The sequence below is a fragment of the Streptomyces sp. SM18 genome (assembly GCF_002910775.2).
GTDB lineage: Bacteria > Actinomycetota > Actinomycetes > Streptomycetales > Streptomycetaceae > Streptomyces > Streptomyces halstedii.
This window is the reverse complement of record NZ_CP029342.1, coordinates 3,909,183-3,932,415: the sequence shown is the minus strand read 5'-3', so window position 1 is coordinate 3,932,415 and position 23,233 is coordinate 3,909,183. Positions and strand designations below refer to the sequence as shown.

The 23,233-nt window shown below is 74.8% G+C and carries 14 protein-coding genes, 1 tRNA gene and 1 riboswitch; of the genes, 7 read left to right on the top strand and 8 right to left on the bottom strand.

Annotated features, from left to right (window positions below; genetic code table 11):
- Positions 1-202: 202 nt before the first annotated feature.
- Complete coding sequence (locus tag B9S64_RS17700; protein WP_103493215.1) at positions 203-1,684, bottom strand: NAD(P)/FAD-dependent oxidoreductase; 1,482 nt, start codon at positions 1,682-1,684, stop codon at positions 203-205.
- A gap of 331 nt (positions 1,685-2,015) precedes the next feature.
- Between B9S64_RS17700 and B9S64_RS17695 the strand changes: the two genes are divergently transcribed.
- Positions 2,016-2,822, top strand: coding sequence for a TetR/AcrR family transcriptional regulator (locus tag B9S64_RS17695; RefSeq protein ID WP_103493214.1), 807 nt, complete (start codon positions 2,016-2,018; stop codon positions 2,820-2,822).
- Between the two features lie 195 nt (positions 2,823-3,017).
- A complete protein-coding gene (locus B9S64_RS17690) occupies positions 3,018-5,144 on the top strand; it encodes a sigma-70 family RNA polymerase sigma factor (protein WP_258317572.1) in 2,127 nt (708 codons plus the stop codon).
- On the opposite strand, the gene B9S64_RS17685 is transcribed toward B9S64_RS17690, so the two are convergent.
- Positions 5,131-8,784 (bottom strand): BTAD domain-containing putative transcriptional regulator, encoded by a 3,654-nt coding sequence (locus tag B9S64_RS17685; protein WP_146225112.1) that lies wholly within the window; start codon positions 8,782-8,784, stop codon positions 5,131-5,133. The two genes, B9S64_RS17690 and B9S64_RS17685, sit on opposite strands and share 14 nt — an antisense overlap.
- A gap of 191 nt (positions 8,785-8,975) precedes the next feature.
- The gene (locus B9S64_RS17680; protein WP_107498629.1) at positions 8,976-11,087 is read right to left on the bottom strand and encodes an asparagine synthase-related protein; all 2,112 of its coding nucleotides are present in this window, start codon (positions 11,085-11,087) and stop codon (positions 8,976-8,978) included.
- 958 nt (positions 11,088-12,045) lie between these two features.
- Here B9S64_RS17680 and B9S64_RS17675 point away from each other — a divergent pair.
- The 4 genes from B9S64_RS17675 (at position 12,046) to B9S64_RS17660 (ending at position 17,500) form a co-directional block, all read left to right on the top strand.
- Positions 12,046-13,572: a sporulation protein gene (locus tag B9S64_RS17675; protein WP_103493454.1), complete on the top strand. Its 1,527-nt coding sequence runs from the start codon at positions 12,046-12,048 to the stop codon at positions 13,570-13,572.
- Between the two features lie 178 nt (positions 13,573-13,750).
- Positions 13,751-15,004 (top strand): L-2-hydroxyglutarate oxidase, encoded by a 1,254-nt coding sequence (lhgO, locus tag B9S64_RS17670; protein ID WP_103493453.1) that lies wholly within the window; start codon positions 13,751-13,753, stop codon positions 15,002-15,004.
- A gap of 4 nt (positions 15,005-15,008) precedes the next feature.
- Positions 15,009-15,950, top strand: a complete 942-nt coding sequence (trmB, locus tag B9S64_RS17665; RefSeq protein WP_374936100.1) for a tRNA (guanosine(46)-N7)-methyltransferase TrmB — start codon at positions 15,009-15,011, stop codon at positions 15,948-15,950.
- Between the two features lie 59 nt (positions 15,951-16,009).
- The gene (locus B9S64_RS17660) at positions 16,010-17,500 is read left to right on the top strand and encodes a PrsW family intramembrane metalloprotease (protein ID WP_103493451.1); all 1,491 of its coding nucleotides are present in this window, start codon (positions 16,010-16,012) and stop codon (positions 17,498-17,500) included.
- A gap of 71 nt (positions 17,501-17,571) precedes the next feature.
- Here the strand turns inward: B9S64_RS17660 and B9S64_RS17655 are convergent, their stop codons facing one another.
- From B9S64_RS17655 to B9S64_RS17635, 5 genes are all read right to left on the bottom strand, one after another.
- Entirely contained in the window at positions 17,572-18,516 is a 945-nt protein-coding gene (locus B9S64_RS17655; RefSeq protein WP_103493450.1) for an aldo/keto reductase, read from the bottom strand.
- Between the two features lie 285 nt (positions 18,517-18,801).
- Positions 18,802-19,845 carry a M23 family metallopeptidase gene (locus B9S64_RS17650; RefSeq protein WP_103493449.1) on the bottom strand — a complete coding sequence of 348 codons (1,044 nt, stop codon included), beginning with the start codon at positions 19,843-19,845 and terminating at the stop codon, positions 18,802-18,804.
- 11 nt (positions 19,846-19,856) lie between these two features.
- Positions 19,857-20,010, bottom strand: a riboswitch (cyclic di-AMP (ydaO/yuaA leader).
- 260 nt (positions 20,011-20,270) lie between these two features.
- A complete protein-coding gene (locus tag B9S64_RS17645) occupies positions 20,271-21,494 on the bottom strand; it encodes a PP2C family protein-serine/threonine phosphatase (RefSeq protein WP_103493448.1) in 1,224 nt (407 codons plus the stop codon).
- A gap of 42 nt (positions 21,495-21,536) precedes the next feature.
- Positions 21,537-22,283: a MerR family transcriptional regulator gene (locus B9S64_RS17640; RefSeq protein WP_103493447.1), complete on the bottom strand. Its 747-nt coding sequence runs from the start codon at positions 22,281-22,283 to the stop codon at positions 21,537-21,539.
- A 206-nt stretch (positions 22,284-22,489) separates the two neighbouring features.
- Positions 22,490-22,563 (bottom strand) — tRNA-Met (locus B9S64_RS17635).
- A 214-nt stretch (positions 22,564-22,777) separates the two neighbouring features.
- On the opposite strand from B9S64_RS17635, the gene B9S64_RS17630 reads away from it, so the two are divergent.
- Positions 22,778-23,092 (top strand): hypothetical protein, encoded by a 315-nt coding sequence (locus tag B9S64_RS17630; RefSeq protein ID WP_103493446.1) that lies wholly within the window; start codon positions 22,778-22,780, stop codon positions 23,090-23,092.
- Positions 23,093-23,233 lie beyond the last annotated feature (141 nt).

The following is a 23,233-nucleotide window of genomic DNA, read 5'->3' as shown; positions in this document are numbered from 1 at the left end:
TGTGGTCGGTCTTCGACGTCGGTCACTGTAGGTGACTGCGGCCCGGGTCACTCTGCGCAGGTGTGGGCGCACCTATGGTCACACGCCAAGTGTGACCGACCGTACTGACAGTTGCCGTGCGGCTGCTGTTCGGGCGGCTGAGCTGCGGCCCTTTCCCGCTCATCGGTGTACGGCGGTACGGCGTGCCGTCGGGTCACCCGGGTCAGCCGGTCGGCGCGGGTGGGCCGTCGTCCTCGGAGGTGTCGCCCCGGGGGGTGCCGTTCCCGGGGCGCCGGCGGTTCCCGTCGTCCCGGGGCTGCTCCGGGAAGGGGTGGCCACCGGCCGCGAGGGCGAATTCGGCGCGCGGGTGTTCGAGCGAGCCGAGGGAGACGATCTCGCGTTTGAAGAGCCCGGCCAGTGTCCATTCGGCGAGCACCCGTGCCTTCCGGTTGAACGTCGGCACCCGGTTGAGGTGGTACGCGCGGTGGATGAGCCAGGCCGGATAGCCCTTGAGTCTGCGCCCGTACACCTGGGCGACGCCCTTGTGCAGTCCCAGGGAGGCGACCGACCCGGCGGAGGAGTGCCGGTAGTCCGTGGGCGGCCGCCCGGCGAGCGTCGCCAGCACGTTGTCGGCGAGGACCTTGGCCTGACGCACCGCGTGCTGGGCGTTCGGCGCGGTCACGGCGCCCTGGTGGGGCGAGGTGAGGTCGGGTACGGCCGCCGCGTCACCGGCGGCCCAGGCGTGCTCGACGCCCTCGACGGCCAGCGCGGCGGTGCAGCGCAGCCGGCCGTGCTCGGTGAGCGGCAGGTCGGTCTCGGCGAGGATCGGTGCGGGCTTGACCCCCGCGGTCCACACGAGCGTGCGGGTCGGGAAGCGGGAGCCGTCGCTGAGGACCGCGATCCGGTCCTCGCAGCTGTCCAGCCGGGTGTCGAGCCGTACGTCGATGTTGCGGCCGCGCAGCTCCCGGACGGCGTACCGGCCCAGTTCCTCGCCGACCTCGGGGAGGATGCGGCCGGTGGCCTCGACGAGGATCCACCGCAGGTCGTCGGGGGTGATGTTGTGGTAGTACCGCGAGGTGTAGCGGGCCATGTCCTCCAGTTCGGCGAGCGCCTCGACGCCCGCGTAGCCGCCGCCGACGAAGACGAACGTGAGGGCGGCGTCCCGGACGGCGGGGTCGCGGGTGGCGGACGCGATGTCCATCTGCTCGATCACGTGGTTGCGCAGGCCGATGGCCTCCTCGACGGTCTTGAAACCGATACCGAAGTCGGCCAGCCCCGGCACCGGAAGGGTGCGGGCGACCGATCCGGGGGCGAGGACCAGGTCGTCGTACGGGATCTCGACGGCGCCGGTCCCGTCCTCCCCGGTGGCGAGGGTGACGACGGTCGCGGTGCGCTTGGTGTGGTCGATCCGCCGGGCCTCACCGATGACGATGCGGCAGTCGCGCAGGACGCGGCGGAGGGGCACGACGACGTGGCGCGGCGAGATCGAACCGGCCGCCGCCTCCGGGAGGAACGGCTGGTAGGTCATGTAGGGCTCGGGCGTGACCACCACGATCTCGGCCTCGCCGCTCCGCAGTCTCCGGCGCAGCCTGTGCTGGAGACGCAGCGCCGTGTACATCCCGACGTAGCCGCCACCGACGACGAGAACACGTACGGCCGGCCGGGTGCCGGGGGCCGTTCCCCGGGAATCTGGAGCCATCACCATCCCATGACGCACCGGAGTCCGGTGTTTGTCCACAGGCCCGGCAATTTGTGTGACCGGAGCTCTTGGCTCCCGCGGCGGTGCGTATCCGCTCCCGGCTTCCCGTGCGACGCAGGTCAAACGCGCCGGAGGGGACCCACGGGCGGGGCCGGACCGGGGTTCGCCGGGCCTTTGCTCCGATCGGGGGGCGCACCGTGCGGAACTGGCCCCTTCTGAATTGACTCGGGCTCAACTATGTTCGTACCCCGTCGGGGTGTCGGTTCGGACCAGGACCCGCACCACGACTGACAGGGCGGGGAAGTCTCCGGGGGGAGACGTCATATCCGGGGGAAGTATGCACATTCAGGATTTGCATGGGCAGAGTGTTGTCACCTCCTCTGCGGAGGGTCACGGGCGGCTGAGCACGGTGGCGATGGTCGGGTCGGCGGCCGTGGCCACGGGCGGCGGAGGAGGTGCCCGTTCGACGCCGCTCCGCGTGGACGCGCAGCGCAATCTGGAGCACGTCCTGCGCGCCGCGCGCGAGGTGTTCGGCGAGCTGGGGTACGGCGCGCCGATGGAGGACGTGGCGCGCCGCGCCAGGGTCGGGGTCGGCACGGTCTACCGGCGGTTCCCCAGCAAGGACGTGCTGGTACGCCGGATAGCGGAGGAGGAGACCGCCCGGCTGACCGACCAGGCGCGTTCCGCCCTGGGACAGGAGGAGGAGCCGTGGTCGGCGCTCTCCCGGTTCCTGCGGACCTCCGTGGACTCCGGTGCGGGCCGGCTGCTGCCGCCGCATGTGCTGCGGGTGGGTGTCGACCAGGACGAGGCCCCCGCGATACCGGCTCCGGCCGACGGTGAGCAGCGGGTCCCGTATCAGCGTCAGGGCGCGGAGCAGTCCGAGCCCCGGGTGGTGGTGCCGCCGAGGCCCGCCGAGGAGGAGCCCGTTCACGACGCCGGTGCGGCCGAGCTGCTGGAGGTCGTGGGCCGACTGGTCGCCCGAGCGCGTGAGTCGGGTGAGCTGCGCGGTGATGTGACGGTGGCGGATGTGCTGCTGGTCATCGCCACGGCGGCTCCGGCGCTGCCGGACCCCGCCCACCAGGCCGCCGCCTCCGCCCGGTTGCTGGACATCCTGCTGGAGGGCCTGCGCTCCCGGCCCGCGTAGTGCGGCGTGCGTGGCGCGTCACCGGCCGCGCCCGGACCGGGCGCGGGACCACTCCCCGATGGAGTGACCTCGCGCCTGTGTGCGGTAAGTGACCCCGGACGAGTGGTTGCCTCGGCCGGGGGCCGGTGGCGGTGAAGGCCTGTGGCACGCTTGCCCGGTAGTACGGGTCCAAGGGTGCAGACGGGGGTTTCCGCCATGAGCGGTGACGCGCAGCGGGACGAGCGGTCCGTCGCTGACACGGGCGGGGACGCGGAGACCGGCGGGCCGTCCACCGGCCCGGTGCCCGGTCAGGCCGGACCGGCACCGTCGAGCGGTCCTCCCCGGGGCGGTCCCGCCGACGGCGGTCACACGGGGCGTGGCGCCACGGGAAGCCGGCCCACGGGCAGCCGGTCCCCGGGAAGCGGGCCTGCGGCGGGCGAGAGCGCGGAGGGCGGCACGGTCCTGCCAGGGCCCTGGTCGGCCCCCGTCGAGGCCGTCCCGCCCACCGGACCCGCGGCGGACGGCGGGGCCGCGTTCGCCGTCCCCCTCCAGCGTGAGGGCCGGGGCAGTTCTCCCGATGTCGGGGTGTCCGACGCGCAGTTGCTCCAGCGGATGCGCGCGGGTGACGACCGGGCGTACGAAGAGCTGTTCCGGCGCCACTCGGAAGCGGTGCGCCGCTACGCCCGGACGTGCTGCCGCGACGCCCACACCGCCGACGACCTGACGGCCGAGGTGTTCGCCCGGACGCTCCAGGCGGTACGCGGCGGCAAGGGGCCCGAGCAAGCGGTCCGGGCCTACCTCATGACGGCGGTCCGTCATGTCGCCGCGGCCTGGACGAAGAGCGCCAAGCGGGAACAACTGGTCGACGACTTCGCGGTGTTCGCGGCCCAGGCCACGCGTTCGGCGGAGCTGTCGGAGACCGACACCGTCGATCTGGGCGCCGATGTGCGGGCGATGCACGAGGCGGACCGGTCGATGGCGATGCAGGCCTTCCGCAGTCTGCCGGAGCGCTGGCAGGCGGTGCTCTGGCACACCACGGTGGAGGAGGAGTCACCGAGCGAGGTCGCCCCGCTGTTCGGTCTGACGGCCAACGCCACGGCGGTGCTGGCGGTCAGGGCGCGCGAAGGGCTGAAGCAGGCCTATCTGCAGGCGCATGTGAGCCAGGCCCTGACGGCCGGCGGCGACTGCGCCCGGTACGCCGACCGGCTCGGCGCCCACGCCCGGGGCGGTCTGCGGGTCCGTGCGGAACGCGGGCTGAGCAAGCATCTGGAGGAGTGCGCGAAGTGCCGGGTCGCCGCCGGTGAGCTGGAGAGCGTGAACGCCGGTATCCCGGCACTGCTTCCGGTCGCGGTCATCGGCTGGTTCGCCGCGGGCTACGCGGTCAAGGCGGCGGGCGTCGTCGCGGGCGGGGCCGTCGGCGCGGCGGGTGCCGGTGCGGCAGCGGCGGCGACGGGCGGTGGCGCCTCCTCGGGGGGCGCCGCGGGCGGGGCCGCCGCCGAAGGCCTCGGTGCCCCGGCGAAGGCCGGGATCGCGGCGGCGGTGGCCGTGGCGGCCGCCGCGGGGCTCGTATGGGCGCTGGTCGGAGGCGACGGCCCGGCCCAGGAGCCCGAGCCGGTGGCGAAGCCTCCGGTGGCGGCCCCCGCCGCACCGTCACCTCCTCCTCCGGCGGCACCCGAGCCGACCCAGGTCCCTCCGGTGCCCCCCGTGGCGCCCGTGGCGCCCGTGGCGCCCGTACCCGCGCCGACGCGGGAGCCGAAGCCCGCCCCCACACCCACCCCGACACCCGAACCCCCGGCCGCGAAACCCACGCCCACCCCCACCCCCACGCCGCCCGCCCCTGACCCCACCCCCACCCCGACGCCTCCTCCGGCCCCGGAACCCGAGGTCTTCCAGGTCAACGAGCTGGCGTACTCCGTCGCCGGGGACCACACCGCGCCGGAGATCTCGCTGGGCGGCACGCGAGGCCCGGTCTGGCAGCGCACCGGCCTGTCCATCGGCGGCACGACGTACGCGCACGGGGTGACCGTCCACCCGCACTCGTCGGTCGTCATCCAGCTCAACCGCCCCTGCACGCGGTACGAGGCGCTGGTCGGCGTCGACGACCTGACGAAGGGGAACGACTCCGCGCACTTCCCCGTGCGCTTCCCGGTGCGCTTCTCCGTATGGGGCGGCGACGGGGCGCGGCTCTGGGAGTCCCCGGTGATGCGGGGCGGTGACGCCGCCGTACCGATGGGGGTCGCCGTCGACGGCCAGGAGACGATCCGGCTCGTCGTGGAGCCGGCCGGGCCGTTCGGCGGGGTGGCGCTGGCCGACTGGGCGCAGTCGCGGATCAGCTGTCGCTGAGCTCTCCGGTCACGGCGGCCAGGAAGGCCACGGTGGCCTCGGGGGTCATGGCCCGTCCTTCGGTGGCCTCAGCCTCGTACGTCTCCGGTTCGAGGCGGTTCCGGACGAGTTCCAGCGCGGCCGCCACCTCGCGCTCCTCGACCGCGGACCGGGGGCCGTGCACCCGCCAGGCGCCGGCCGCCGCGAGGACCCGGGCAGCGGCCTCGTACAGCCCCACCCGGGGCAGGGTCACGCCCGCCGCCTCCGCCAGATGCGCGGTGAAGATCTCCGCGCAGCCGGCGGCCACCGCCGTGTTCAGGGCGTCGGTCATCCCGCGCAGGCCGGCCACCGGACCACCGGACGGTTCGAACACGGCGATCCGCGCCGACAGCCCGTCCAGTGCCGAGGCGAACTGCGGCGGCGGACTGCCGTACAGCTGGGTGCGGCGTGCCGTGTCGGTGAAGTGCCGGGCCCGGGGGATGTCCCCGGCGGCGAGGGCGACGGCGGCCCGGAGGAAGCCGACGTAGGCGTGGGCGTCCAGCACCTGCCGGTGCTCGGCAGCGGCCTCCGCCTCGTCCAGGCCCGCGTCCGCCGCCTCCAGGTCACCGGCCTGGTAGTGGAGTTCCGCGAGGCGTCCCAGCAGGAACGGCTCCTCCGCGTAGGCGCCGACCTCCCGGGCGAGGTCCAGCGCCTCCTGGTAGGCGGACCGCGCGTCCTCGTACCGTCCGCGCGTCATCCCCGCCTCGGCGACCGCGCTCGCCACCTGGGCGCGCAGATAGCGGTCACCGACCCGGCGGCTGAGCACCCGTAGTTCGGCGAGGTCCTGGTCGACGGCCGCGCCGTCCGCGCCTCGGGGCAGGTCCACCAGCATGTGGACGCGGAACACCAGGATGGTGCCGTACTCCCAGTCGCCGCCGTACGTCCGGGCGTTGGCGACCGCCGCGTCGAAGTCGACGCGCAGGTCGGGGACGTGCTCGTGGAGGAAGTAGGCGGTCATGGGCCAGAGCAGCCCGGGGAACCGGGCGGTCACCGGGCCGTGTTGGCGGCGGAATGCCTCCCTCACCCGCCCCACCAGCGCCCGGAACTCCTCGTCTCCGTGGAAGCTGTCGATCGGCCGGCTCTCCGCGCCCAGGAAGAACCGCACCATGTGCAGACGCATCCGTGGCCAGTGGCGGGGGTCGTCGGGGTCCTCCGGGTCGTCGCCCAGCGCGGCCGTACGGTCCGCCCAGTTCAGGCCCTCGGCGCGCAGGTTGCGCAGCCACCAGAACCAGCCCATGCCGAGCACCAGGCGCGTCGCCGACGACTCGTCGGGGGCGGTGGCGACGGTGCGGTGCAGAGCCCCCCGTATGTTGTCGAGGTCCGTCTCCAGCCGCCCGATCCAGGCGAGTTGGGCCTCGGAACGGAGCAGCGGGTCCGCCTCCTCCACGAAGGCGGTGAAGTGGGCGGTGTGGGCGGTGGCCGCGTCCGCGAGGACGTCCGGGGTCGCGGTGGCGCGTTCGGCGGCGTATTCGTGGATGGTCTCCAGCAGGCGGTAGCGCATCTCGCCGATGGTGGTCGGGGTGGCGACGACGAGTGACTTGTCGACGAGGGCGCCGAGCAGGGCGGCGGCGTCGGGGCCGGTGGTCACCGCTTCGGCGGCGGCGAGGTCCCAGCCGCCCGCGAAGACGGACACCTGCCGCAGGAAGGTCCGTTCGTCCTCCTCCAGCAGGTCCCAGGACCAGTCCACGACGGCCCGGAGGGTCTGCTGGCGGGGCAGCACGGTGCGGCTGCCGCCGGTCAGCAGCCGGAAGCGGTCGTCGAGGCGGGCGGCGATCTGGTGCGGCGTGAGCGACCGGAGCCGGGCGGCGGCCAGTTCGATGGCGAGGGGCAGCCCGTCGAGGCGGCGGCAGATCTCGGCCACGGCCCGCCCGGTCCCGTCGGCCGCCGTCTCCTGGGCGAAGTCCGGCCGTACGGCGCGGGCGCGCTCGGCGAAGAGGCGGTGGGCCGTGTCGGGTGCCAGCGGGTCCACGGGGCGCACGGCCTCACCGGGGACGCCGAGCGGTTCGCGGCTGGTGGCGAGGACGCGCAACCCCGGGCAGTACGTGAGCAGGGTCTCCGCGAGGGCCGCGGCGGCGCCGATGACGTGCTCGCAGTTGTCGAGCACGAGGAGGAACGGCCGGCCGCGGGAACGGTGGGAGAGGTGCTCGACCAGTCGGCCGGTGGGGTCGGCGGCCGGGGCGGGACCGTCGCGGGCGGTGTCGCGCAGCAGGGCCGTCTCGCGCAGGCCGAGCGCGGAGAGTACGGCTCCGGGTACGTCGGCGGGGTCGTCGAGCGGGGCCAGTTCGGCGATCCAGGCGCCCTTCCCCGCGGCGGCCTCCTCGGCCAGCCGGGTCTTCCCGGATCCACCGGGGCCGGTGAGCGTGACCAGCCGGGCCCGGGTCAGGTCGTCCCGGATGTTCCGGAGTTCGGCGGCCCGCCCGACGAAGGAGGTGAGCCGGGGGCGGATGTTGCCCTCGGGGAGGTGGGGTGCGGCGGCGGGGTACGGGTCGGCGGCCGAGCCGCGACCCGGATGCGGGCTGCCCCGACGTGATGTCCCCGGGGCCGGAGACGAGCCGTCCGGGGGTGACGCGCCGGGGGCTGTTCGCGCGCCGTCCGGCGGTGGCGCCCCGGGACCCCGGCGGGCGCCCGCCGGGCGTGATGCCCCGGGAGCCCCCGCTCGATCGCCGGGGGGCGGGACTCCCGGCCTGGCGGGACCGGTCCCGGAACCAGGGCCACGCCCAGGACCGGGACCAGGCCGCGACGGTCCCGGAGCGGCGTCGTCCGCCCTGGCCGGTCCGATGGCCAGTCCCGTGGCCGGTCCCGTGCGCGACGGGCGGGATTCCAGGGGTACGGAGGCGTCCCGGCGGTCCGGGGCCGGGCGGTCCAGGGCCTCATGGGCCCGCGGTGGGCGCGGCGGCGGGGCCGGGGCGAGGAGTTCCCGGTGGAGTGCGGTGAGTTCCGGGCCCGGACCGGTCCCCAGGCCTTCGGAGAGGACCCGGCGGGCCTCCTCGTACGCCACCAGGGCATCGGCCTGTCTGCCGTCCGCGCGCAGGGCCCGGACGAGCTGGGCACGCAGGGGCTCGTGGTACGGGTGCGCCGCGGTGAGTTCTCTGAGCTCCGGTACGAGGCCCGTACGCTCACCGCGCCGGAGGTCGGCCTCGATGCGTTGCCCGAGCGCGGTGAGCCGGTGGGCGCGGGCCCGTACCACCTCGCTCCGCTCGCTCCCGGGAAGGTCGGCGAGGGCCGGGCCGCGCCACAGGCCGAGGGCGGTGCGCAGGGTGCCGGCGGCGGACTCGGCGTCGCCCTGCGCCAGTTCGGCCGCGCCCTGGCGCGTGAGGCGCTCGAAGACGTGCAGGTCGATGTCGTCCGGTCCGGCGTCCAGCCGGTAGCCGCCGGGTGCGGCCGGGACCGCCTCCTTGCCGAGGGCGCGTCGCAGCCGGCCCACGAGTGCCTGGAGTGCGGCGGGCGCGTCGTGCGGCCGGTCGCCGTCCCACACGTCCTCGATGAGCGCGGCGGTGTCGGCGGGGCGGCCGGCCCTGAGCGCCAGTGCGGCCAGGAGGGCGCGCAGCCGGGGGCCGCCGACGGGCAGCGGGCAGCCGCACTCGTCACGCGCCTCGGTGACGCCCAGGATCAGATACCGCACACGCCCATTGTGTCCTGGGTGCCGGGGGCCCCGGTGACGGTCCCGGTGACGGAGGGCCACGCGCTGGGGACGGCCTCGGGAACGGAGCCCCGCCGCCCGTCCCGAGGACCCGGAACCGGAACCGGCGCGGGAACCCGGCGCCTGACCCGGCGCCCGAACCGGCGCCGCGCCAGTCACGGCTGGAGCGGCCATCACGGCTGGAGCGTCCGGCGGGCCGGGACGACTCCGCCGGCCACCGCGCGGCGGCGTGGCGCCGCCGTGCCCGTCCAGCAGGTGCCCCGCCGGGTCACCAGGCGGCGGAGCCACAGCTCCGTGGAGACCAGGTCGGCCAGGCCGTCCAGAGGGACCGGTTCGCCCTCGGCGGCCGCGCGCAGGGCCGTGCGTACGACGCGGGCCTCGATCAGGCCCGCGTCCGCCAGCAGCGGGGCGTCGAAGAGGGCGGTCAGTTCCGGCAGGGCGGTGCGCAGTCCGATGTGGCCCGCCGCGTTCGCCGTGGCGTGCGAGGGAGCGCCCCAGCCGGGAGGCAGGTCGTGGATGCCCGCCCCCGCCAGCACCCGGCGCAGGATCGCGGCCCGCGCGCCCGGCTGGACGCGCAGCGACTCGGGCAGCGCGCGGGACGCCCGTACGACCTGGTTGTCCAGGAAGGGGGCGTGCAGTCGCTGGCTGCGGACCTCCGCGGCCTGTTCCAGGATCCGCTGGTCGGCGGCGGCGCGGGCGAGGACCGCGCGGGCCCTGGCCTCTCCGGGGCGCTGCACCGAGGCGGGGCGGATCGCCGCGGCCTGGAGCCGAACCGATACTTCCGCGAGCGCCTCCCCGGTGAGCCAGCGGGCGGCCGGGCCCGGTCGGGACCAGGCGAGGGAGGCCAGCGAGGCGTCGGCGGGCGTTTCGAGGTCCGGGGCGAAGCGGTTGGCGTCGGGCAGCAGGCCGGCCGCCTCCTCCAGTCCGGTGCGGTAGGAGGTGCGGGCCAGTCTGCGGGCGGCACGGTAGACGGACAGCGGGACGAAGAGGGAGTGCGGCCAGGGGCCTTCGGCCTTGGCCAGGGCGGCGACCGGTCTCATCAGATGGCGTCTGCGGCGGTCGATGAGCAGATCGGCCAGCCGGGCCGGGTGGGCGTCGAGGACCTGCCGGGCGCCGTGTCCGACGAAGTGGTCCGCGCTGCCCGCGGACAGCCGTCTGCGGTGGCGTTCGGCGACGACGAGGGAGGGGGCGGGTTCGTCGGTGAGCGGCCCGCTCTCCAGGGCGGCGTACGGCAGCGCCTCCTCGCCCGCCGCGACGACGACGTGGTGCAGGCGGGGGTTGGCCGCGATGGCGCGGGCGCGCTCCAGCTCGTCCTCGCGGCCCTGGGTGGACAGGTCGTTGAACGTGACGGCGAGCAGCCGTTCGCCCGCGCCCGTGCCGTGGCCGAGGACGGTTCCCGGCAGCCCGGGGAGTCCGGCGGCGAGCAGGGCGAGGGTGGCCGAGGCGCTGCCCCCGGACAGGTCCGCGCCGATACCGGGGACCGGCGCGCCCCGGGCCGCGCGGCGGTCGGCGGGCCCCATCCCCGGGACGGGCCCCGGGTCCGGCGGCAGGGTGCCGGGGGCGTGGCGGGGGGCGGTGAGCCGGGCCCGTACGGCTTCGACCAGCGCGTCCCGTACGCCCTCGACCGCGCGCACCGGGTCGGTCTGGGGGGCGGCGACGGCGAGCGAGGCCACCGCCTCGTACCCGGTGACCTCGCGCGAGCCCTCACGCAGGATCAGCGCGTGGCCCGGTGGGACCCGCTTCACGCCTTCGTACGGTGTGCCGTCGCCCAGCGCCTCGGGGGACTCGGGGCAGGCGAGCAGCGCGGCCAGGTGGCCGATGTCCAGCTGTGCCTCGATGAGGTCCGCGAGCGGGAGGGCCGCGGTGGCGTACGCGGTGCCGTTGGCCCAGGGCGTGTGGAAGACGGGCCGGGCCCCGGCGAGGTCTCCGGCGACGGTGACGCGGCGGCCGATCTGGACGACGGCGGTGTAACTGCCCGGCCAGGCCGTGAGATGGCGCAGGGCGCCGCCCCGGGCGGCCAGCAGGCCCACCCGCAACTGCTCGTCGGTGGCGCCGCAACAGCCCAGTACGGCGAGGCGGGTGGCGGGGGCGCCTTCCGGGGCCGTGACCGTGATCACACGGACCTCGTCGGGCCGCCAGTCACCCACGGCCCACAGCGGATCCGGGTCGCCCCACAGGAGTTGGGAGCCCACGGGGTGGACCGTGCGTCCCTCGCCCCGGCCGCCGACCGCGCCCACGGTGCCGAAGCTCGCGGCGATACTGCTCCACCCCACCAACCAACGCACCCGCCGCCTCCACAGGCTGTGGACAAAGCGGCGCACCGGGACCGGGGGAACGCCGCTGCGGGACATGCTGCCACGACAACGGCGGCGGAGAGGGGGTACGGGCAGCGCACACCGCACGCGCATGCGCCCCTGGCAAGGGCCGATCGGGACCCGTTCGGCCCGACGTTAACGGAACGGGCTCCTCCGGCAGTTGTGCCGCGCACCCCTCCGTGGACCGGGGCACGGCACCCTGGGGAACAGATGTGATCCGGCCAGATTCGGACCGTCTCCCACCGCCCCGACCGACCATCGAAATCCGGCCATTCTCCGCTCGCGCGACAACCGCGCGTTTCGCGGCGGAGCGCCACGGACGCGCGCGGTCCGGGAGGCCGCCGGACGCCCTGCGGCGTACCGGCCGGCGCATCCCCCCGGTGCGCCGGCCGGCCCACTCGTCCCCCGTCGAACCGCTCACGGCACGGCCCGGGAGGTGTGCGTCACCTCCCGGGCCGGTTCGCCGCCCGCGGGGATTGGAGCGGCGGTCTCCCCCAGCCCGCTGAGTCCAGTGCAGCGGGCCGACCCACGCAGGACCAGCGAAGCGCTTGCGTCCTGGCCGGGCCAGAGCGCACGGCCGGGCGCACGGCCACACACCAGGAGCACGACGTCCGGGGCCCTGTCGCGGCCCTCCGCGCCCGGCGCGGGACGTACGGCGCCGCGCGGAGGAGGGCGCACGGCGTCCGGGACGCGCCGTTCCACGCGCGCGGGCAACTTTCCCGCCATCCGGACGACTGCCCCTTAACGGTAGGGATGCGGCGAACTACGCTGTGTTTACTGATGTTCTCGGCAGGGCGGCATATTCCACGGGGCTCGGCCATATGCGTGTGCACCGGAGTGACCGGGACCGCACCTGGGGAGAACACGGTACGAATGCCGCGCGCCCGACGGGTGACGCGGCGGCCGTCTGTGTGTCGAGGGGTGGCGCATGTCCAGGGAGCAACGCGGGCCGAACGAGAAGCTCGGCACAGTTCTCGCCCTCGCGGGAATCAGCAACGCCGGGCTCGCCCGGCGGGTCAACGACCTCGGAGCGCAGCGCGGTCTGACACTTCGTTACGACAAGACCTCGGTGGCCCGGTGGGTCGCCAAGGGGATGGTGCCGCAGGGCGCCGCGCCCCATCTCATCGCGGCGGCGATAGGGGCCAAACTCGGCCGACCGGTGCCGCTGCACGAGATCGGGCTCGCCGACGCCGACCCGGCCCCCGAAATCGGGCTGGCCTTCCCGCGTGACGTGGGTGAGGCGGTGCGTTCGGCGACCGATCTGTACCGGCTGGATCCGGCCGGGCGCCGGGGTGGCGGGATCTGGCAGTCGCTGGCGGGCTCGTTCGCGGTGAGTGCCTACGCGACGCCGGCGTCCCGGTGGCTCATCACACCGGCCGACCCCTCGGTCGCACGGGACCCGACCGCCGCCCGGGACGCGCTCCTGGGCACCCAGGGCGCACCCGGGGCGCACGGTGCGGCGGCGTCCGCCGGACTGTCCGCGGGAGTTCCCGCGCAGCCCGGACCGGACACGGCGCCCGACGCCTCCGCCTCACTGCTGCGGGTCGGCCACAGCGATGTGGCCAAGCTGCGCGAGGCCGCCCAGGACGCCCGCCGCTGGGACTCCAAGTACGGCGGAGGGGACTGGCGTTCCTCCATGGTCCCGGAGTGCTTACGCGTCGACGCCGCGCCGCTGCTGCTCGGTTCGTACAGCGACGAGGTGGGCCGTGCCCTGTTCGGCGCGTCCGCCGAACTGACGCGGCTGGCCGGGTGGATGGCCTTCGACACCGGGCAGCAGGAGGCCGCCCAGCGCTACTACATCCAGGCCCTGCGCCTCGCCCGTGCCGCCGCCGACGTGCCCCTGGGGGGATACGTCCTGGCGTCGATGTCCCTCCAGGCGACCTACCGGGGCTTCGCCGACGAGGGCGTGGACCTGGCCCAGGCCGCCGTCGAGCGCAACCGGGGCCTGGCCACCGCCCGGACCATGAGCTTCTTCCGGCTGGTGGAGGCGCGTGCCCATGCCAAGGCGGGCGACGCACCGGCCGCTGGGGCGGCGCTCAGGGCCGCCGAGGGCTGGCTGGAGCGCTCCCGGGCCGGCGACTGCGACCCCTCCTGGCTCGGCTTCTACTCCTACGACAGGTTCGCCGCCGACGCCGCCGAGTGCTATCGCGACCTGAAGGCGCCCCGGCAGGTGCGGCGCTTCACGGAGCAGGCCCTGTCGAGACCGACGGAGGAGTTCGTCCGGTCGCACGGTCTGCGGCTCGTGGTGTCGGCGGTCGCCGAACTGGAGTCGGGCAACCTGGACGCGGCCTGCGCCGCCGGCACCCGGGCGGTCGAGGTGGCGGGACGTATCTCCTCGGCGCGCACCACGGAGTACGTACGCGATCTCCTGCACCGCCTCGAACCGTACGGGGACGAGCCGCGCGTCGCCGAGCTGCGTGAGAGGGCCCGTCCGCTTCTGGTGGCCCCGGCCTGACGGGCCGGGGCGCGGTGGCCCGGAGTAACCGGGCCGTCGCTGGGGAAGATGTGGCCCGGGGCAGGGCGCGCGGCAGTCCCGACCGCGCGCCGGGCGCACCACCGTCACACGTCCGCGCGCCCCTGGTGCGGGGGCGTTGTCAGTGGGTCGGTGCAGTATCGGGGTGGGAGGTGGCGTGATGGTGACGCACGCGGCGTACGACTGCGACGTGCTGGTGGTCGGGGGTGGGATCGTCGGGCTGTCGAGCGCGTACGCGCTCACGCGCACCGCGCCCGGCACCCGGGTCACGGTGCTGGAGAAGGAGCCCGGCCCGGCCGCCCGGACCGGGCCCGGCGGCGGGGTGGTCCACACCGGTATCCAGCACGCCCCGGGCTCGCTCCAGGCGCGCTGGACGGTGCGGGGCGCCGCCGAGCTGGCCGCGTTCTGCGCGGAGCACGGCATCGCGCACCGGGTCACCGGCAAGCTGATCGTGGCGACGGCCGGCGGCGAGCTGCCCCGGCTGCACGGCCTGGTGCAGCGCGGCCGGGCCCACGGGCTGCCGGTGCGGGAGCTGGGACCCGCCCAGATCACGGAGTACGAGCCGGGGGTGCGCGGCCTGGCCGCGATCCGCGTCGGCACGGGCGGGGTGTGCGACTTCGCCTCGGTCACCGCCCGTCTCACCGCCGAGGTGACCGCCGCCGGCGGTCGCGTCCGGTACGGCGCGGAGGTCGTCGCCGTCGACCGGCGCCCCTGGGGCATCGCGGTGCGGACGTCGGACGGCCGGGTGGTGCGGGCCCGCACCCTGGTCAACTGCGCCGGGCCGTCCAGCGACCGGATCGCCCGCCTCACCGGGGACACCCCGGGCGTGCGGACCGTGCTGCTGCGCGAGGCGTCCTACGAGCTGGCGGCGCCCGACCCGGTGCGCGCCCTGGTGCACCAGGTCCCGGACCCGGCCTGGCGCCACCCCGGGGCCCGGCTCACCCGGGGCCTCGACGGCACCGTCCGGGTCGGCCCGGCCACGGTGCCCGCACGGGCCGACACGGGATACGCCCGCCCTGCCGCACGCCTGCGCGAACCGGCCTCCGTCCTGGGCGGCCCCGGCTCCTGGCGGACCGCCCTGCGGCACCGGCGGCACGACGCGGACGAGGCGCACGGTTCGCTGTCCCGGAGGGCCGTCGCGCGGGCCGTCGCGAGGCTGCTGCCCGGGGTGAGCGAGGACGACCTGCGTCCGTCCCCCTCCGGCGTCCGGACCCAGGCGCTCCTGCGGGACGGCACCCCGGTGGACGACTTCCTGCTGCGGGACGCCCCGCACGCCGTCCATGTGCTGCACGCCCCGCCGACCGCCGCCACCGCCTCGCTGCCCCTGGGGAGGGAGGTGGCACGGCGGGCCCTGCTGCGGGCACACGCGACGGGGTGGAAGCCGCCGGCCGTAGAATCGGGTCATTGTGTCTGAGCCTGTGAACCCCACCCCCACGACGCCCGGTGCCCCGACCGGCCCGGTGACCGGCCTCGCCGCCGGGCGGGCGCCGGCAGCCGGTGCCGGACCGGCCCTCGACGTCACCACCGCCGTGGCCGACGCCGCGCTCCGCTCGGACGAGGAGGCCCGTCGCGAGGCCTCCTTCGAGCGGCAGCGCAGGCTCCGCCAGGAGCCGCGCTTCCCGGGCGGACCGGCCGCCGACCCGGCGGGCTCGCACCACGAGCGCCGCATCCGCAGCTTCCAGCCGCGCCGCAGCCGGGTGACCACCGGGCAGGAGGAGGCCCTCCAGCGGCTCTGGCCCGTCTGGGGCCTGGACATCGACGGCCGCCGCGTCCTCGACCTCCCCACACTCTTCGACGGTCTCCCGGTGGTCCTGGAGATCGGCTTCGGCATGGGTGAGGCCACCGCGCGGATGGCGGCCGACGACCCGTCCACCGGCATCCTCGCCGTCGACGTGCACACCCCCGGTCAGGGCAACCTCCTCGCCCTCGCGGAGCGCGCGGGCGTGACCAACGTCCGGGTGGCCAACGGCGACGCGATCATCCTGCTCCGCGAGATGCTGGAGCCCGCGGCGCTGGACGGGCTCCGGGTGTACTTCCCCGACCCGTGGCCCAAGACCCGGCACCACAAGCGACGGCTGATCCAGCCCGAGTTCCTCGACCTGGTGGCGCGGCGGCTGAAGCCCGGCGCGACGGTCCACTGCGCCACGGACTGGGAGCCCTACGCGGAACAGATGCTGGACGTCCTCACCGCGCACCCCCTCTTCGAGAACACCCGCCCGGACGGCGGCTTCGCGCCGCGTCCCGCGTTCCGGCCGCTGACCCGCTTCGAGGGGCAGGGACTGGACAAGGGGCATGTCGTCCACGACGTGCTGTTCACCCGCGTCGAGGACGGACCGGGACCGTCGCCGACCGGCCACTGACCGCCGCTCCCGCCGTCGCGCCGTGGCCCGTTGTCGGTCCCTCTCGCTAGGGTCGTCGGGTGTACGAGGCGTCCGCGCAACACCAGCAGCCGGCCGTCCCGGTCCTCGGGGAGCAGCGGCTCGACGAGTTCCTGGGCGCCGTCCCCGGGCAGGGCCACTGGCGTTACCGGCCCCGCGGCCTCGGCATGGTCTGGCGCAGCAAGGCGTTCCGGGCCGGCGCGGTCGTCACCGCGCTCGCGCTCTGCGGTCTGGTGATCCTGGCCCTGGTGCGCGAACAGACCGGCACCGAGGGCTTCCTGGTGGGGCTGGGCCTGGCCGTGCTGCCGGTGCCGCTGCTGATGGCGGCGTTCCGCTGGCTCGACCGGGTCGATCCGGGCCCCTGGCGGAACCTGCTGTTCGCGTTCGCCTGGGGCGCGTGCGCCGCCGCGCTGGTGGCGATCGTCGCCAACACCTTCGCGACCCGCTGGATAGCCACGGCCACCGCCGACGCGGCGAGCGCCGACACTCTGGGGGCCACGGTGATCGCCCCGGTCGTCGAGGAGAGCGCGAAGGCCGCCGCCGTCCTGCTGATCTTCCTGTTCCGGGGGAGGGAGTTCGGCTCCCTGGTCCACGGCGTCGTGGTCGCCGGGTTCACCGCCACCGGCTTCGCCTTCACCGAGAACATCCTCTACCTGGGCAACGCCTTCGGCGAGGACCAGCAGTTGGGGACGACGGGCCTCGCGTCGGCGACCGCCGGGACGTTCTTCGTCCGTGCCGTGATGTCCCCGTTCGCCCACCCGCTGTTCACGGTGCTCACCGGCATCGGTTTCGGTCTCGCCGCGCTCGGCGGGCGGCGCCACCGGGTGCGCCGGGTCCTGCTCCCGCTGCTCGGCCTGGTCCTCGCCATGGGCATGCACGCCGCGTGGAACGGCGCGTCGGCGCTCGGCGGCCTCGGCTTCTACGCGGTGTACGGGGCGTTCATGGTGCCGTGCTTCGTCCTGGTGACCTGGCTGGCGATCTGGTCCCGGCAGCGCGAGCTGCGTACGCTCGCCGCCGAACTCCCGGTGTACGCGGCGGCCGGCTGGCTGACTCCGGCGGAACCGCTCGCCCTGGCGTCCATGCGGGCCCGGAGCGCCGCCCGTGACGTGGCCCGGCGCTGGAACGGCCACCCTGACCCGGCCCGGGGCGCCTGGGCGGCACGTGCCGTCGCCGAGTACGAGTCGTTCGCGACCTCGCTGGCCGTGTTGCGCCGCCGGGCCCGCCACGGCGGGGCGGAAGGGGACTTCGCCGCGCGGGAACGGGAGTTGCTGCACCACCTGTGGCAGCGCCGGGACGTCGCGGGCCCCGCCCTGACGTACGCGGCCCAGGTGACGGGCCGGATCCGCCGCCCCGGACCGCCGGCGCCACCGCCCGTACCCCCGCACCTGCCCCGGCAGTTCCCGTACGGCCACACCGCGCCGGTGCGGCCCGGCGGGCCCGTCCCCGCGCCGCACCGGCACTACGGCGGCCACAACCCGTATCTGCACCCGGACGGCCCGGCCCCGGACGCCACCGGTACACGGCCCGGCTGAGGGCCGTACCGCGTGGCGGGTGCCGGGGCGGGCCCGCGTTGATGACGCGGGCCCGTTCCGGGCCGGCTGTCTCAGGCGGAGGCCTCGGTCAGCCGGGTCATCTGGTCGTCCGTCAGCCGCAGGTTCGCGACCGCCAGCAGCGCGGGCAGCTGCCCGACCGTGCGGGCGGAGGCGATCGGGGCGACGACCGTGGGGCGGGCGGCGAGCCAGGCCAGTGCGACGGTGGCGATCTCGGCCTCCTGCTCCCGCGCCACCGCGTCGAGCGCCGCGAGGACCGCGCGCCCGCGCTCCGTCTCCAGGTGGGCGGCGGCGCTGCCCGCCCGCGCGCTCTCCACCTCGGTGCCCGGACGGTACTTTCCGGTCAGGAAGCCGGAGGCGAGGGCGAAGTACGGGACGGCGGCGAGCCCGGCGTCGGCCGCGGTGTCCAGCAGCGCGCCCTCGTAGGTGTCGCGGGAGACGAGGTTGTAGTGCGGCTGGAGCGCCACGTAGCGGGCCAGGCCCTCGCGCTCGGAGAAGTCCAGGGAGGCCTTCAGCCGCTCGGGGCTGATGTTGGAAGCGGCGATCTCCCGGACGTGTCCCGCCTTCACCAGCTCGTCGAGGGCGGTGACGATGTCCTCGACCGGGACGCTCTCGTCGTCGAAGTGCGTGTAGTAGAGATCGATGTGGTCGGTGCCGAGCCGCCGCAGCGACGCCTCGGCCGCCTTCTTGACGTTGTCGGGCGAGAGCCCCTTGTACGCGGGGTGGCCCCCGACCTTGGTGGCGACGACCACGTCGTCGCGGCGGCCGCGCGACTTCAGCCACGCGCCGATGAGGGTCTCCGACTCGCCGCCCTCGTTGCCCGGGATCCAGGAGGAGTACGAGTCGGCGGTGTCGACGAAGTTGCCGCCGGCCGCGGTGTACGCGTCGAGGACGGCGAAGGAGGCGGCCTCGTCGGCGGTCCAGCCGAAGACGTTGCCGCCGAGGGCGAGCGGGAAGACCTGGAGGCTCGAAGCGCCGAGTGCGCGATAGGACGTCATGCCGGAGGTCAACAGGGCGGCGGAAGTCACTATTCCGCTCGTACCGCCGATCGTGTCAGACGTCTGTGCCGGACCTTCCGTGTCAGACGTCCGTGTCAGGAAGGCCGGACCGGAGACGGCGCGGACCGGCAGCCCTGGCGTCGGGGGGTGAGCGTCAGGGCTGCCGGGGTTTCAGAAGCACCGGAGGGGTGCCCGGGGTACGCCGCTGGACCGCCGCGGCACGGCGCGGCACGCCGGTCCACCGTCGCGGCTGGGCGGCGCGCGCCGGTGGACCGGCGTCGGGGCTCAGACCGTCAGGCCCTTGCTGCGGAGCCAGCTCATCGGGTCGATGCCGGAGCCGTCCGCGGTGTGGACCTCCAGGTGGAGGTGAGGGCCCGTCACGTTGCCCGTGGCGCCGACCCGGCCGATGGTGTCGCCGGTGTTGACCCGCTGGCCCGCCGTCACGTCCATCGAGGACTGGTGGCAGTACCAGATCTCGGTGCCGTCGTCGAGCTCCAGCACCGTGCGGTAGCCGTACGAACCGGACCAGCCGGCCGACTTGACCGTCCCGCCGTGCACGGCCTTGACCGGGGTACCGGTGGGAGCGGCGAAGTCGAGCCCGGTGTGCTGGCCGGAGGACCACAGCGATCCGGCCTGGCCGAAGGTCGAGGTGATCGTGTACGAGGAGGTGGGGAGGGAGTAGCTGGCGGCCAGCTTGGCGAGGCGCTCGGCCTCCGCCTTCGCCTTCGCCGCTTCCTCCGCCGCCTTCTTCTCCGCCGCGGCCTTGGCCTCGGCCGCACTCTGCTGCTTCGCGGCTTCCTTCGCGGCCTGTTCGGCCGCCGCCGACTCCTCCGCGGCCCTGGCCTCGGCCTCGGCACCGGACTGCTGCTGCTCGGCCTGCTGGAGGATGCGGGCGCGCAGCGCCTCACCGGCGTCGGTGGCGCCCTGCTCGGCCTCCGTGGCGGTGATGCCGGCGCTGGTCAGCGGGGCGGACGCGGTGACGGCTGTCGTGTCGTCCGCGTCGGAACCGCCGGACATGAACGCGCCCACACCGGGAAGGGATGAGGGATCGGGAAGATTGTCCTTGACGGAATCGGGAAGGGAGATGGAGACCGGCGGCTTGCCCTGCGCGGTGGCCATGCCTCCCGCGCCGACGGCCGCGATGACGCCGACACCGAGGACGGTGGAGCTACGGGCGAGACCGCGCTGCTTGGCCACGCGATGCCTGCCGCGAACGGGCCGGAGGGAATCCTCGGTGGGATTCCATTCTCCCCGCGTCGTGTTCTCGTCACCGAAGGCCGCGGGCCTGAAGGGGGACGAGGTCTCGGGGGCAGGCTGATTCGACGCCACGTGGGCGCACTCCTTTCCTTCCTTCTCGCCTACCGGGTTAGCTGACGGGTTCGGAGCAGGAAGGTCTCCTACGGACCCCTGACGTCTCTCACGAGACACAGGTGTCCGATTCACCCCATGTAGGTGGTTCCCCGGTTCCCTTGCGGAATTCGGCGCTCGCGCACGGTGCCGCCTCTTGCGACGACTGGGACGACCGCGCTGCGTTATCGAACGTTAATAGACACCGGGGTCCGATTCCAAGCCGTTCCCACTGATCGTTCACGACTTCGGGCGGGACTTATCAGCAGGAATCGGGGTCAAGCGGGCGCCTGGAGCGCCTCGTGCCCGGTCGTCAGTTTCTGACGGTTCGTCAAATGTTATGCGGAGCGGGTTCTCGTGATCACGGACGGTCGCGACCGCTCATCCGCCGTCCCGCCCCGCGACGCTCACGGTCTCCGCGGGCCCTGTCGGCCCGTGTCGGGCCGTCCGACGGCGAGCAGCGCCATGTCGTCCGTCGTCCGGCCCCCGGTGTGCAGCCGGACGTCGTCGGTCAGCGCGGAGAGCAACTCCTCGGGCCCCGGGAAGGTCCGGCCGCGCAGCCGTCCCGCCGGGTCGTAGAAGACACCGCGCGCGTTCCGCGCCTCCGACAGGCCGTCCGTGTAGACGAGCAGCGTCGCCCCGGCGGGCATCGGCCACTCGTCGGACCGGTCCGGCCACATGTCCAGGCCCATGCCGATCGGCAGCGCGGGCACAGCCGGTGCCAGCACCTGGAGCTCTCCCCCGCCGTGCAGCAGGATCGGCTCGGGGTGCCCCCGGTTGACGATCCGCAGGACGTCCGACCCGACCGGGATCTCGGCGAGGACGGCGGTGACGAACCCCTCCACGGAGTCCAGTCCGCCCCGCCGCACCCCCTCACGGGCCAGCGCCCGTTCCAGCCGCTGCGCCACCCCTTCCAGGGAGGACTCCTGCTCGGCCGCCTCCCGGAAGGCCCCGATCACCACGGCCACCGCCCCCACGGCCTCCAGCCCCTTGCCCCGCACGTCCCCGACGACCAGCCGCACCCCGTGCGGTGTGTCCACGATGGCGAAGAGGTCGCCGCCGACGAACTCGTCGGCCTGCGCCGCCTCGTAGCGGGCCGCGACCATCAGGCCGCCGATCCGGTCGTCCGGTGTGGGCAGCACCGCCCGCATCGCCGTCTCCGCGATGACCCGGGCCGAGGCCAACTGCTCGTTGCTGTGCCGCACGACGCTGTTGATGACGAGGGCGAGCGCGGAGACGGTGACCAGGGTGAGCAGTTCGGTGAGCGGCACGACGTGGCCGAGCGTGCCGTGCGCGGCCCGGATGGCCAGGACGACGAGGAAGGCGGCCCCCGCCGTACGGACGGTGCTGGCCAGCGAGAAGAAGGGAGCGGCGATCAGCGGCGCCGCGGCGAAGAGCGGGATGGCGGAGAAGTTGGGCGAGGTCGTCAGGTCGACCGCCGCGCCGGCCACGATCATCAGGGCGGGCAGCGCCCACACGAACCGCCGCGTCCGGGAGCCCTCCATGAGCCCGCCGCGCTGTCCGTCCCGCTTCCCCACCTGTGTACTCCTGCCCGGTCCGCCCACGGCTGCGGACGGTACCGCGCCCCGCCCGCACCGCCCGGAGCCGCGCCGCGCGCGGCGGCTCGGCATGGGCCGGAAGGGGGAGCGCGCCGGGGCGCCGCCCTCCGGAGGTCAGTCGGAGAGCCGGTGCCGCGCGTAGATCGTCAGTGCATCCCGTATGAGGGCGGCGGTGCCGTCCCCGTACCGATCGTAGTTCTTCGCGAAGCGTGGATCGGCGACATACATGGCGCCGAGCCCGATCACGTACGAACGGGTGGCCGGCGCGGTCGTCGAGAGCCACGCGCAGTGCCGTCGCGCGATGTCCTGCACCACGTCGCCGCCGGCCTCCAGACCACCGGCCCGTGCCTGCCCGTAGTCCCGGGCGAGGGTGTCGTGCTCGGCCAGGAAGGCCGTACGCTCCTCCGGTCCCAGCCCGCGCCACCACCGGTCGCCCTTCTCGTAGGCCTCCCGCCCCCAGCGATCGGTGACCTCCTCCTCGTAGACGGTGTGATCGAAGCCGTCGAACATGTCCTCGGCCATGAGTTCCTGCCCCTTCTCGGTCCGGTGAAGGGTGGTCCGTACCGAGGCGATCTGCCGCCCGATCCGCTCCCGCTCCCGCTCCAGCAGGCCCAGGTGCGCCCGCAGGGCCGCGGAGGTGTCCCGCTGGCCCTCCAGTACGTCCTTGACGGCGGACAGCGAGAGGCCCAGCTCCCGCAGCAGCAGAATCCGCTGCAACCGGACGAGGGCGGCCTGGTCGTAGTAGCGGTAGCCGTTGGCACCGGTCCGGCTGGGCGCCAGAAGCCCGATGTCGCCGTAGTGCCGGAGCGTGCGGCTCGTGGTGCCCGCGCGGCGGGCGATTTCCTGGATGGACCACTCCATGCCGGAGACGCTAGATCTTTACGTCGCGTCAAGGTCAAGGCGTTCCGGCGGCGGGCGGGAGGAGGACCGGCGGAGGACCGGCCGGGGACGGCGGTGCACTCGCGGTGGGGCCCGGTGGGAAGGCCTGGACGAGGCCGGACAAGCGGCATACGGGGGCATACGACGGTGGCCCGGATCCTTGGAAGGATCCGGGCCACCGTCTTCAGTAGCGGGGACAGGATTTGAACCTGCGACCTCTGGGTTATGAGCCCAGCGAGCTACCGAGCTGCTCCACCCCGCGCCGTTGTGATGCCAACTCTACGCCATCCGCGGGGTCCTCATGACCACGTCGCCGCCGACCGCCCGTGCCCACCCGGCGACCGGGAGGTCCACGGAACCGGCATCACCCTCCAACCACCCTTTGCTACCGAGTAGTTGCCACACGTGGTCCGGTGACCAAGGATGTGGGCGCACCCCCGATCTCGCGCAACAGCCTGTCTGGAGGGCCCTCGACGATGTCCACACCGCTCAGACCTGCCCACGTCCCTTCCACCGCACCGTCGCCGCTCCGTGCCTCGGTCATCAGTGGAGTCTTCGGCGGGGTGGCGGGGGCGGTGATGAGCGCCCTCGTCAACTACCTGGCCATCGGTATGCCGGGCAGCGCCGGGATCAACGCGCTGAACCACGGCGTCTCCGGTCTGGTCAGCGGCTTCATCGCCGGGTTCCTCGGCCTGATGATCCACATCCGCAAGACGTCGGCCACGGGGGCGGCCGCCCCCGTGGCGCCCGAGAGCGGCGCGGAGACCGGAGCGGCCTCCCGGAGCGCCTGACCGGCGGGCGGGCCCCGTCCCGCCCGAGGCGTGTCCCGTCCCGCCCCAGGCATGTCCCGTCGTGCGGGGTGCGCCCGTCGTGCCGGAGGTGTGGACGTACGCCTGGCGCCTGTCTCGGGCCCGCTGCCCACGGTGTGGGCC

Excerpts from the sequence above, each read along its gene's own strand:
- B9S64_RS17700 (WP_103493215.1), bottom strand. The coding sequence starts at position 1,684 with ATGGTGATGGCTCCAGATTCCCGGGGAACGGCCCCCGGCACCCGGCCG.
- B9S64_RS17695 (WP_103493214.1), top strand. The coding sequence starts at position 2,016 with ATGCACATTCAGGATTTGCATGGGCAGAGTGTTGTCACCTCCTCTGCG.
- B9S64_RS17690 (WP_258317572.1), top strand. The coding sequence starts at position 3,018 with ATGAGCGGTGACGCGCAGCGGGACGAGCGGTCCGTCGCTGACACGGGC.
- B9S64_RS17675 (WP_103493454.1), top strand. The coding sequence starts at position 12,046 with ATGTCCAGGGAGCAACGCGGGCCGAACGAGAAGCTCGGCACAGTTCTC.
- lhgO (WP_103493453.1), top strand. The coding sequence starts at position 13,751 with ATGGTGACGCACGCGGCGTACGACTGCGACGTGCTGGTGGTCGGGGGT.
- B9S64_RS17655 (WP_103493450.1), bottom strand. The coding sequence starts at position 18,516 with ATGACGTCCTATCGCGCACTCGGCGCTTCGAGCCTCCAGGTCTTCCCG.
- B9S64_RS17645 (WP_103493448.1), bottom strand. The coding sequence starts at position 21,494 with ATGCCGAGCCGCCGCGCGCGGCGCGGCTCCGGGCGGTGCGGGCGGGGC.
- B9S64_RS17640 (WP_103493447.1), bottom strand. The coding sequence starts at position 22,283 with ATGGAGTGGTCCATCCAGGAAATCGCCCGCCGCGCGGGCACCACGAGC.
- B9S64_RS17630 (WP_103493446.1), top strand. The coding sequence starts at position 22,778 with ATGTCCACACCGCTCAGACCTGCCCACGTCCCTTCCACCGCACCGTCG.